The 11,095-nt window shown below is 66.4% G+C and carries 7 protein-coding genes; 6 read left to right on the forward strand and 1 reads right to left on the reverse strand.

Features of this window, described 5'->3' with window-relative positions:
• The 3 genes from AWC12_RS02330 to fabI form a co-directional block, all read left to right on the forward strand.
• Positions 1–396: acyl carrier protein (locus tag AWC12_RS02330; RefSeq protein ID WP_133054357.1), on the forward strand; the 396-nt coding region annotated here is incomplete at its 5' end.
• A complete protein-coding gene (locus AWC12_RS02335) occupies positions 393–6,611 on the forward strand; it encodes a type I polyketide synthase (RefSeq protein WP_083083142.1) in 6,219 nt (2,072 codons plus the stop codon). The genes AWC12_RS02330 and AWC12_RS02335, both read left to right, overlap by 4 nt.
• Positions 6,604–7,425, forward strand: coding sequence for an enoyl-ACP reductase FabI (gene fabI, locus AWC12_RS02340; RefSeq protein WP_083083144.1), 822 nt, complete (start codon positions 6,604–6,606; stop codon positions 7,423–7,425). The genes AWC12_RS02335 and fabI overlap by 8 nt, the downstream gene beginning before the upstream one ends.
• Here the strand turns inward: fabI and AWC12_RS02345 are convergent.
• The gene (locus AWC12_RS02345) at positions 7,416–8,327 is read right to left on the reverse strand and encodes a haloalkane dehalogenase (RefSeq protein ID WP_083083150.1); all 912 of its coding nucleotides are present in this window, start codon (positions 8,325–8,327) and stop codon (positions 7,416–7,418) included. The two genes, fabI and AWC12_RS02345, sit on opposite strands and share 10 nt — an antisense overlap.
• 142 nt (positions 8,328–8,469) lie before the next feature.
• On the opposite strand from AWC12_RS02345, the gene AWC12_RS02350 reads away from it, so the two are divergent.
• The 3 genes from AWC12_RS02350 to AWC12_RS02360 all read left to right on the forward strand — a co-directional run.
• Positions 8,470–10,131, forward strand: coding sequence for an FAD-dependent monooxygenase (locus AWC12_RS02350; protein ID WP_083083146.1), 1,662 nt, complete (start codon positions 8,470–8,472; stop codon positions 10,129–10,131).
• A 21-nt stretch (positions 10,132–10,152) separates the two neighbouring features.
• Complete coding sequence (locus AWC12_RS02355; RefSeq protein ID WP_133054359.1) at positions 10,153–10,452, forward strand: acyl carrier protein; 300 nt, start codon at positions 10,153–10,155, stop codon at positions 10,450–10,452.
• Positions 10,449–11,095, forward strand: a 647-nt coding sequence (locus AWC12_RS02360; RefSeq protein WP_272937548.1) for a beta-ketoacyl-[acyl-carrier-protein] synthase family protein, incomplete at its 3' end; no start/stop codon positions are given. The genes AWC12_RS02355 and AWC12_RS02360, both read left to right, overlap by 4 nt.

Genomic DNA, 11,095 nt, shown 5'->3' on the forward strand with positions numbered 1-11,095 from the left:
TTCGACTCACTATCGGCCGTAGAACTACGCAACCGACTGGCACAAGTCACCGGACTGCGACTCCCAGCCACCCTCATTTTCGACCACCCCACACCCACCGCCGTCGCCACACTCATCACCAGCGAACTGCATGGTCGCCGCGACGCGGGTGAGGACGAACGCGCCGCCATCGACCGAGGCCTCAACACCGTTGAAGCCTTGCTCGAATCGCTGCTGAGAGATGAGGCACGCCGCCTCAACGGCGACCTCGACGCGATCAATCATCGCCTGCGTCGCCTGCAGGCCGTTGTAGCCGGCGCGAGTGGCAAGACCAGTCACGCGGCTGACGACGTACTCGAATCAGGCTCAGATTCAGAGGTACTCGCTCTCATCGATAAGGAGTTCGGCGCCCTATGACGACGAAAGAAGAGCTCAGCCAGTATCTCCGCAAGATCACGCAGGAGCTGCGCCTGGCCAAACGGCGCGTGCAGGAGCTCGAGGACCAGCGCGACGAACCGATCGCGATCGTCGGAATCGGCTGCCGTTACCCGGGTGGAGTACGGTCGCCCGAGGATCTCTGGGAACTCGTGGCGACCGGCACCGACGCGATCGGGAAATTGCCCGGCGACCGGGGCTGGGACATCGACCGGCTGTATGACCCCGATCCGGACCACTCCGGCACCAGCTACGCACGCGAAGGTGGATTTGTTTACGACGCCGCCGAATTCGACGCGGAATTCTTCGGCATCAATGCGCGGGAAGCACTCGCGATGGACCCCCAACAGCGGATGCTCCTCGAGGTCGCGTGGGAGGCGTTGGAGCACGCCGGCATCGACCCTCAGTCGGTCCGCGGGCTAAACGCCGGCGTCTTCGCCGGCATCGGGTCCCTTGACTACGGCATCGGCACCAGCGTGCCACCTGAACTTGAAGGTTACGTTGCCTTCGGGTTGGCCGGCAGCGTGGTATCCGGCCGCGTGGCCTACTCGCTAGGGCTGGAGGGGCCGGCGGTTTCGGTCGACACCGCGTGCTCGTCCTCGCTCGTGGCGCTACATCTCGCCTGCCAGGCGCTGCGAAGCGGTGAGTGCTCGCTGTCGCTCGCCGGTGGGGTGACGGTCCTGGGCACACCGATTCTGTTCACCGAATTCAGTCGCCAGCGCGGTGTCGCGCGGGACGGTCGTTGCAAGGCCTTCAGCGCCGAAGCCGACGGCGCCGGCTGGGCGGAGGGCGCGGGACTCCTCGTGCTCGAACGCCTGTCCCAAGCGCGTAGCCGCAACCATCAGGTCCTGGCAGTCATCGCCGGGTCAGCAACCAATCAGGATGGTGCCAGCAACGGTCTGACCGCACCGAACGGGCCCGCCCAAGAACGGGTGATCCGACAAGCGTTAGCAAACGCACGCCTGATGCCAAGCGACGTCGATGCGGTCGAGGCCCACGGCACCGGCACCCCGCTGGGCGACCCCATCGAGGCACAAGCCCTACTGGCGACCTATGGGCGCGACCGCACCAACGGACCGCTGGCGGTAGGGACGATCAAGTCGAATATCGGTCACTCGGTGGCTGCGGCGGGCGTCGCGGGCGTCATCAAGATGGTGCAGGCGCTGCGCCACGAGATGCTGCCCCGAACGCTGCATGCGGAGCACCTGTCGCCCTATGTGGACTGGTCAGCGGGCGGGGTCGAAGTTCTCAGCGAGTCGCGGGCGTGGCCGGCGGGGAAGCGCCCGCGACGGGCGGGGGTGAGTTCCTTCAGTGTGAGCGGCACGAACGCCCACGTCATCATCGCTGAAACACCCGCCGAGGCGGCCGACGGTCCACCACCCGAACCTGCACGCGACCCGGGCACGAGGGTGTGGCTGCTCTCCGCCAAGACCCCTGCTGCGCTCCACGCGCAGGCGCAGCGGCTTCAAGCGCACCTGCGACGCCATCCCGACCAGCGCGATCTCGACGTCGCATGGACGCTTGCCACCGGCCGCGCGCAGCTCGAGCACCGAGCTGCAATCATCGGCGGCGGGCGCGAAGAGCTGCTCGCCGGCGTCGGCGCGCTGGCCGGCCATGACCGCGCCGCAGGGTTGATTCAGGGCCGCATGCGCAGCGGCCAGACGGCGTTCACGTTCACCGGCCAGGGCGCTCAGCATCCGGGGATGGGGAGGGCGCTTTACGACGCTTTCCCCGCGTTCGCCACAGCCTTCGACGAAGCGTGCACGCACTTCGACACTCACCTGGGTCGTCGCCTGCGCGACATCATCTTCGCCGCGGGGGGTGATCCGGAGTCGGAGCTACTGGGCCGCACCGAATATACCCAGCCGGCACTGTTCGCCGTTGAATTTGCGCTCGCGGCGCAGTTGCGGGCATGGGGCGTTCTGCCCGACCTGCTGATCGGCCACTCGATAGGTGAACTCGTCGCTGCGAACGTCGCAGGCGTGTTGTCCCTAGCCGATGCCTGCGCACTCGTCGCCGCACGCGGGCGCCTGATGGGAGGGCTGCCCACGGGCGGCGCGATGCTCGCCGTCCAAGCCACCAAGGACGAGTTGGGGGAACGAATGGCGTTATATGACGGTGCCCTCGCCCTCGCCGCGGTCAACGGCCCCGCCGCCTGCGTGTTGTCCGGTGGACGGGCAGCTATCGCGGAGGCGGAGCGTCACTGGCGAGAGCGCGGGCGCAAGACCACGCGGCTGAATGTCAGTCACGCTTTTCACTCCCCGTCGATGGACGCGATGCTCAGCGATTTCACCGACGCCGTCTCCGCTGTCACGTTGTCCCCACCGCGGATACCGATCGCTTCGAATGTGACTGGTGAGCTGCTGACGGACGAGCAGGCCATCTCTCCGGCCTACTGGGCCCGACAGGTGCGAGAGCCGGTGTGCTTCGCCGCCGGTGTCACGACGTTGGCCAAACTCGGCGCCGTCCGCTATGTCGAAGTGGGGCCAGACAGCGTGCTGACCGCGATGGCACAGGACTGTCTCAGTGACGCTGAGCACGCCCCACTGGCGCTTCCCAGCATGCGCGCTAAAGGCTCCGAGACGCGGACACTGCTGCAGATGATCTCCGCCGCCCATGTTGACGGCGTGAGCGTGGACTGGCGGGCAGTCTACGAGCCGATGCATGCCCGCCAAGTCGACCTTCCCGTGTACCCCTTCCAACGTCGACGCTACTGGCGGGCTGGGGACGGCGCGCTCGGCGACCTGTCGGCGGCCGGGCTCGCATCGGCCGGACATCCACTGCTGGGCGCCGCTGTAAGGACCGCCGACAACGGCGGCTGGCTGTTCACGGGCCGCATCTCGAGCGCGACCGATCCATGGCTGGCAGATCACGCGATCCTCGATCGGACCGTGGTTCCAGGGACAGCGCTGGTCGAGCTTGCGCTGCACGCGGGCACCCATGCCGGGTTTCCCGTCGTCGACGAGCTCGTCCTCGAGGTGCCGTTGCTGGTCACGGACAGCGAGGCCGTCGAGCTGCAGGTGTCGGTCACCGGCAGTGGCGAGGAGCCTCGCCGGGTCGCCATCTACTCCCGCCCTGCATCACCCGACCACGGCGCAGAGTGGGTGCGCCATGCCAGCGGCACACTGGTCTCCGATGATCACCAGCAGGCGCCCTCGGATCTGCTCGCCGGCACCTGGCCGCCGCAGGACGCCGAACCAGTCGACGTGGGCGCCCTCTACGAACGTCTGGCCGGATACGGCCTCCAGTACGGCCCGACGTTCCAAGGGGTGCGCGCAGCATGGCGGCGCGACGGCGCACTGCTCGCCGAGGTTGCCCTGAATCCGGAGACCGCCGCCCGCGCCGCTGGCTTCGTCATCCACCCTGCGTTGCTCGACGCGTGCTCCCATACCGCCGCGACCGCTATGACCGACCTGGAAGAGGGCACAGTGGCGCTGCCGTTCTCGTTCTCGGGCGTGCACGTCGGGCGTGGCGGTGCCGCGGCGGTGCGCGTCGCGCTGACCATGACTTCACCGGACACGCTGAGCCTCGAGGCGGTGGACGCGTCGGGTGCCCTCGTCGTGCGGGTCAACCAACTTGCCGTGCGCCGCGTTGAGCAGAGCCAATTGTCGGGTGTCCGCGGAGGCCGCGGCGCCCTCTTCGCGATCGACTGGGTCGCGCTGTCACCGAGGCAAAACAATGGTGAACCAGCCATCATCGTCTTAGGCGAGGCCAGCACCACCGCACTCGCCGATGAGGCGCAGGATGCAGACATAGCGGTCGCATACCTGTCGGGGGAGGACGATCCCGTGCAAGCCACCCTTGCGCTACTGCAGGAATGGCTCGCCGAGGATCGGCTGCGGGCGACGCGTCTCGCCGTCGTCACGCGGCGCGCCGTCGCGATCACCGCCGGTGAAGAGCCCGATCCGGACGGCGCAGCGGTGTGGGGACTCGTGCGTTCGGCGCAGTCCGAACATCCCGGGGCATTCCTTCTCGTCGACGCCGATGAGGTCGAGGAGATCCGGTGGTCTGCGGTGCTCGACACCGATGAACCGCAGATCGCCGTGCGGGCGGGACGCCTGCATGCGCCACGGCTGGTGCCTGTAACCGCCACCGGCGGCCTCGCAGTGCCCGAACATGGCGATTGGCACCTGGACTCTGAGCGGTGCGCGACGCTCGACGACTTGACATTCGTCCCCGCGGCGCGCGCCAACGCTGCTTTGGGCCCGACTGAAGTCCGTGTCGCGATACGCGCGGCGGGGCTGAACTTCCGCGATGTCTTGATCGCGCTGGGGCACTATCCCGGACGGGCGCCGCTGGGCGGCGAGGGAGCGGGCGTCGTGCTCGAGGTCGGCGATCAGGTGTCGGGGGTCGCACCCGGCGACCGCGTGATGGGGCTGATTCCGGAAGCGTTCGGGCCTACCGGAGTCACTGATCACCGCCTGCTGATCCGCGTGCCCGCCGGTTGGTCGTTCATCGAAGCGGCCGCAGCGCCGACCATCTTCTTGACCGCGTACTACGCCCTCGTGGACCTCGCGGGGCTGCAGCGCGGAGAGCGGGTGTTGATCCATTCCGCCGCCGGCGGTGTCGGCATGGCCGCGTGCGCACTCGCGCGGCACCTCGGCGCGGAGGTGTACGCGACGGCAAGCCCCGCCAAATGGGCGACGCTGCGCGCCCAGGGCATCGACGCGACGCACCTCGCTTCGTCGCGTGATCTGACGTTCAAAGACCGTTTCAGTGCGGCGACTCGAGGCGCTGGCGTCGACGTCGTGCTGGACGCGCTGGCCGGCGAGTTCGTCGACGCATCGCTCGCGCTGCTTCCGCGTGGTGGCCGCTTCATCGAGATGGGCAAGACCGATGTGCGCGATGCGGATATGGTGAGCGCCGACCACCCGGGTGTCCACTACCGCGCGTTCGACCTGACCGAAGCAGGGCCTGAGCGTATTCAGGTGATGCTCACCGAGCTCGCCACGTTGTTCGAGTCGCGGGCGCTTGACCTGCCGCCGCTCGCCGCGTTCGACATACGTCAGGCGGCCGACGCTTTCCGCCACGTACGCGAGGCGCGCCACATCGGCAAGGCTGTGCTCACGATCCCCCAGCCGCCGAGGCAGGACGGCACCGTCCTGATCACCGGGGGCACGGGTGCGCTCGGTGCCCACGTCGCCCGTCACCTCGCCGTGGCGCATGGCGTGCGTCGGTTGATGCTCATCGGCCGACGCGGCCGGGGGACGCCCGGCGCAGACCAGCTCGCAGCGGAGCTCGCGGCACATGGCTGCGAAGTCACGATCGTCGCCTGTGATGTCACCGATCGAGCGCAGCTCGCCGCGGTGATCGATGCGATTCCCGAGGAGCATCCGCTGACCGTGGTGGTGCACGCCGCCGGAAGCGTCTCGGACGCGACAATCGAGACGCTGACTGCGGAGCAAGTCGAGCGCGTGCTGGCCGTCAAGGCGGTCTCCGCAAGCCACCTCGACGAGCTCACGCGCGATGTCGACCTCTCGCAGTTCGTGTTATTCAGCTCAGTCGCCGGCACTCTTGGTAGCGGGGGGCAGGGCAATTACGCGGCCGCCAACGCCTACCTCGATGCGCTGGCGCAGCGCCGACAACTGCATGGTTTACCGGCCCAGTCCCTCGCGTGGGGACTGTGGGAGGAGGCGGCCGGTATGACGGCAGCGCTCGGCGAGACCGACCTGGCTCGTATCGCACGCCTGGGCGTCGCGTCGCTGCAGCCCGAGCAGGGCCTTGAGCTTTTTGACGCCGCGCGCGCCTGCGGACGGGCTGTGCTGCTGCCAGTGCGTGTCGACATGTCAGCCGTGCGCGGCCTGGCAGCGGAGGGGATGTTGCCTCCGCTGCTGCAAGGTCTCGTGCGTGGGCGCAAATCGTCGGGCGGGTCTTCGGCACTGCTACGCCGATTCGCTGAGACGCCGGATGCCGAGCGCGAGGCGCTCGTCCTCAACGAGATCCGCGGGCAGATCGCCACCGTGCTTGGGTATCCGACGGCGTCGGCGATTGATCCGAACCTCACTGTCAAGGAGTTGGAGTTTGATTCGTTGGACGCGATCGAGTTGCGCAACCGTCTCGCCTTGGCGACCGGTATCCGACTTCCGGCTACCGTCACGTTCGACCATCCAACACCCGTTGAGCTGGCGCGCTTCGTCACAAGGCGGCTCAACGGGACCGAAGACACACCGCTGGCCGGGGCGATGACCAATGGATGAGCGCATTCTTGCAGGCCGACGCCTGTTGATCACCGGTGTCCTCACCGAGAATTCCATCGCGTTCGCTGTCGCCGAGCAGGCCCAACGTGCCGGTGCCGAGGTCATACTGACCTCATTCGGGCGCGCGCGCCGGATCACCAGTCGCGCAGCCCAGCAGCTGCCCGCCCCCGCGGACGTGCTCGAGCTCGACGTCAACAGCGAAGACCACCTCGCCAATTTGGCGGCCGACCTACAGGGGCGCTGGGGCCGGCTCGACGGCGTGCTGCACGCCATCGCCTTCGCTCCGCTCGACGCGCTCGGCGGTGGCTTCCTCGATGCGCCGGCGAACAGTGCGATCGAGGCTTTCCGCACCAGTGCCTACTCGTTGAAAGCGTTGGCGGTCGCGCTGGCGCCACTGCTCAAGAACGGCGGCTCGGTGGTCGGTCTGGACTTCGACGCACAGTTCGCGTGGCCGCTTTACGACTGGATGGGAGTGGCCAAAGCAGCGCTGGAGGCCGTGAGCCGTTACCTGGCGCGCGACCTCGGACCTTCAGGCATCCGCGTCAACCTGGTATCCGCCGGCCCGCTAGACACCGTGTCAGCAAGCGCGATTCCCGGCTTCGACCAGATCGCCGGCGTATGGCAGCGCCGCGCCCCCCTCGGCTGGGACATCGCCGACCCGGGGCCGGTTGCACGAACGGTGTGCTTCCTGCTGTCAGCCTGGTCGGCTGGCATCACCGGCGAGATAATTCATGTGGACGGCGGCTTCCACGCGATGGCAACGGAGCCCGTCACCGCCGACATGCTCGCGGCCCTTCCCAAAACTCAGGATTGAGCGCCGACGATCGCCTTGGGAGATGACAACCACCTGGCCAGGGTCGTCGCGATGAACTCGGCTTGGTCCTCGAATACGAAGTGACCGGCCCCCGGGATCACGAGCGGATCTCGCGCATCGCGGAAGATCGCGCGAAGCCGATCAGCGAGGCGCTCACGCGGGAAAATCAGGTCGTGTTCGCCCCACATCAACAGCACCGGTCGGTCATCGTGAGCTAACGCCGTAACGACGTCGCGATTTGCCGATGCGCCAGGGGAGTCCGGGGTCCGGGGGATGAGTTCGGGGAAGGCGCGCACGCCGGCTTGATACGCCCGGGTGGGATAGGGCGCGTCGTATCCCTTGACGACCTCACGGGACGGCCGGGTGTGACAGCCCATCCGTACCAGCCGTCCACAGGGAACGGGGTCGCGCTCGGCAACGATCTGACGGAAGAGGTGCCAGACCTCGCCCAGGTCGAAGTCCCCCGTGACGGCCACGGTCTCCATCGCGACGATGCGGCTGATCCGGTCACCCACCTCGCCCGTTGCAAGGCGCAACCCGATCGGGCCGCCCCAGTCGTGCAGCAACAGCGTGACGTCGTGTAGGTCGAGGTCCCTCACGAGCTTGGCCAAGACTTCGACATGCCGTTCATAGGAGTACCAGCCGATGTCGGCGGGCTTATCGGAGCGCCCGAATCCGGGCAGGTCCGGTGCGATGCACCGGTAACCCGCAGCGACCAAGGGTGGAATGCACTTGCGGAACAGGAACGACCAAGTCGGCTGTCCGTGAATCATCAGGATCGGAGGGCCGCTTCCTTCATCAACCCGCGCGATACGCACTTCCTCAAAGTCGATGAAGCGTGCCTCGAATGGGAAGCCGGGCAAACTACTGAACCGATCGGACGGGGTTCGGAGGATGTCCATGGCATCCACTATTGCACGATACTGGCAAACAGATCCGGCAAACCTATATACCTCGGCCCCACCGTTTGGTAGCGTCGGTCTGCGAGCGCGTTTTCGCACCCCGGGGGATGGGTCACCCCCACTTCATGAGGAGGGCTCGAGCGTGGCGAACCAGGACTACGACGTCGCGATAATCGGTGGCGGGGCAAGTGGCCTGAGCGCCGCGCTGCAGCTCCACGACTTGCGGCCGCAGACTCGCATCGCAGTTCTCGAGAAATCCACGTATCCGGTGCCGCCCACCGCATTCAAGGTCGGCGAGTCGCTGGCAGACGTGGCTGCTCATTACTTCAACGACGTCATCGGTATCCGCAACCACCTCGAATCCGAGCACTTAAAGAAGATGGGACTGCGGTGGTGGTGCCCCGGAGACGACGGCAACAAGGACATTGCCCAACGGCATGAGATCGGCTTGGCGCGCTTCTCGCCGCTGGCCAACTTCCACATCGATCGTGGCGTCATCGAGAACCACATGGTGTCGCTCGCGGCTGACCGCGGGATCGAGATCCTCGACAGCACAGCGGTTTCGCACGTGGACTTCAAGCCCGACCGCCACACCCTCGCCGTCGAATCGGTCGGGCGCAAGAGGGAGATCGGAGCGCGTTGGGTGGTGGACGCATCCGGGCCCCGACGGTTGCTACGGCAACAGCTAGACCTGGCGAGCGAACTCCCCATCCCGAACAACGAGAACTGCAGCTTCTTCCGGGTCCCCTATCAGTTGAAGATCGACGATTGGTCGCAAGATCCGGCATGGCGCGCGCGTGTACCGAGCGGGACACGCTTCCGAAGCACGAACCTGTTTGTCGGCCGGGGATTTTGGATGTGGGTGATCAACCTCGGATCCGGCTCGTGCAGCGTTGGGGTCGTGACCGATCCGGCGCACGTACCGTATGAGCGGATCCGCAGATACGATGCACTGCTCGATTTCCTTCGCGAAGTCGAACCGCAGGTAGCCGCTCACCTACCGCCAACGGCGGACGGTGTCATGGACTTCCTGAAGCGCCGGCGGTACACGCACACGGTTCGCCGTACGTTCTCGCGGCAGCGCTGGGCGCTGTCCGGGGAGGCGGGTGTGTTCATAAATCCCATGTACTCCACCGGCCATGACACGGGCGCAATCAGTAATACGCTGCTGACCGACCTCATCCGCCGTCACCTCGACGGCGACGACGGCGCCGAATTCACCCAGCGGGTACGGCAACACAACCGCTCGATGCTCGGAATTGTCACCATTCTGCGGGACGTCTTTCCCGGCGCGCTTGCGGTGTACGGCCAACCAGAGGCCACTGGCTGCAAGCTCGCGTGGGACAACAGTAACTACTTCGCGCTCCTGATGACGCTGTTCCGCAGCGGGAGCCTGCTCGACATCGACCTGATGCGATCGCTGCAGCCGCTGCTGCTCCATGCCACAGAACTCAACGTGTTCATGCAGAGCCGCTTCATGGAGTGGGGCGCCGCCGAGAAGGACCTGACGCAGGTCGGTGTGCCTCAAATGACCGACTCGCATATGGAGAACTTGTTCACAACACCGTTGCGCGCCCTTGACTCTGAGCAGATGCGTGCGCACATGCACAAGAGTGTCTCGCGCATGCAAGCGATGGCAACGGAGATGTGCTCTCGGATGAGCGACGCGACGGGGCAGCCCATGCCCACACTGCCGTACGAGCCATCCCCGCCAAGGGAGGGGGAGTTCCTGCTGTGGGTCAATCGTGACCTGCGCAAATCAGGGCAGGAGCCCCAGGTTTCGGATAATTGGCTGGTCGCGTAAAGCAATGGAAAGGTGACGCGCGTGGTGGACACGACTTCGACTGAGACGGTATCCCAAGAGGAGATAAAGGCGATGATCGTCAAACTCCTCGTCGAGGAGCTCGACATCGACGAAGATCAGATCGACGACTCGGCGACGATGGAGGAGCTCGACCTCGATTCACTCGACATGGTCGAGATTGCGCAGGTCGCGCAACGAAAGTACGGAGTGCGTGTTCGTCCCAGCGACGCTGAGGGCATCACGGACCTCGGCGGAATGGTCAAGCTGATTCACCGCAAGGTCAACAGTAACGAGCCGAAGGCCTCTGAGGACGACGAATGAGTCACCGCCGCGTGGTGGTCACGGGATTTGGTGCAGTGTCCCCACTCGGCGTCGGCGCACAGCGCCTGTTGGATCGATGGTCGGCGGGTGAAGCGGGCGTCGTCGTCGACGGCGTAGCGGCCTGCTCGGACTTCAAGCCCGCCGACTTCCTCACCCCGGAGGAGATTGAGTCCTACGACCGCTTCACCCAATTCGCGGTCGTGGCGGCCCAGGAAGCGCTCACAAAGGCCGGCTGGGTCGAAAACGGCGCACCAGTAGCGCCGGAGCGGATCGGCTGCGTCGTGGGGTCGGGGGAAGGCGGACAGGGCACGCTGCAAGCCGCAGGCACCTTGAACTTCCCCGACGTCCCCAAGGCGATGTGCAATGCGGCGGCCAGCGTGCTGGCGATGCGTCACGGTCTCGAGGGTCCTGCGTGTTCAGTTGTTTCGGCATGCTCAAGCGGTGCAGACGCGATCGTCGCAGGTATCCGCATGTTGCGCCTGGGTGAAGTGGACGCGGTGCTGGTCGGCGGCTCGGAAGCGGGAATCTATGAGCTCCCGCTCTCCGCCTTCCGCTGCATGGGGGCGCTGTCGCCGTCTGGGGTGTCGCGTCCGTTCGATGCGCGTCGTGATGGCTTCGTGATGGGTGAAGGTGCCGGCGTGCT

The sequence above is a fragment of the Mycolicibacterium iranicum genome, assembly GCF_002101705.1.
Classification (GTDB): domain Bacteria; phylum Actinomycetota; class Actinomycetes; order Mycobacteriales; family Mycobacteriaceae; genus Mycobacterium; species Mycobacterium iranicum.